This window comes from Mycobacterium sp. 1245801.1 (assembly GCF_001673055.1).
Lineage (GTDB): Bacteria > Actinomycetota > Actinomycetes > Mycobacteriales > Mycobacteriaceae > Mycobacterium > Mycobacterium europaeum_A.
Map to the genome: position 1 here is coordinate 1 of NZ_LZKY01000102.1, position 879 is coordinate 879.

1 pseudogene is annotated in these 879 nt (G+C 75.1%); it reads left to right on the forward strand.

The features are described 5' to 3' along the window. A pseudogene (locus tag A5622_RS06275) lies at positions 1-879 on the forward strand (hypothetical protein); the annotation flags it as partial.

The window sequence follows — 879 nt, forward strand, 5'->3', positions numbered from 1 at the left end:
ATGCGCGCGGCCGGCCGGCCGGGTGCGGCGCTGGTGATGGACGACGCGACGGCGACGCTGTCGATGGTCGGTTCCGGCGACGGCGACCCGGACGCGCCGCCGACGGTGCTGGCCACCCAGCAGCTGGCCGACGCTCCCGGCGGCGATGCGACGGCCGCCTTCCACACCATGATGGCGAACCTCGGCGGCCACCCGGACGCCCCGCAAGACGTGTACCTGCTCGGCGCCTCGCCGGAGCTGCACCGGGTCGCCGACGAGCTTCGCGACGGCTCGACCATGCGCGTGCAGGTCGCCGAGGACCCCACCTTTGCGCTGGCCCGCGGCGCGGCCATCGCCGCCGCTCCGGCGCTCGCGGCGGGGGCGCTCGCGGCGGGGGACGCGACGGCCCTGGCGCCGGCGGTCGGGCTCACCGGCGACGAGACGGCGATGGCCCCGGCGTTCGGGGATGCCACCGCGATGGCGCCCGCGGCCGGGCCCGTCGGGGACGAGACGGCCGTCGTGCCGGCAGCGGAGTTCGCCGATCCGAACGCCGAAGACCACCAGCTGGCCTATTCGATGGCCGATGACGGCGAGCAGTACCCGGGCGAATTCGACGAGTACGACCCCGAACTCGACGACTACGAGTACGGCGACATCGACGAGGCCGAGGCCAAGCTGTCGCGGCGGTCGTTGGTGATCGGCAACGCCGTCGTGGCGTTCGCGGTCGTCGGGCTGGCCTCCCTGGCCACCGCGATCGCGGTCGCCGTCGAGCCCACCGCCAGCCGCCAGCCGGTGGTGGGGGTCCAGAACGGCACGCCGGGCAAGTTCATGCCGATCCTGCCCAGTCAGCAGCAGGCGCCGCTGCCGCCACCCCCGGCCGATGCGCCCAACGCCGGATTC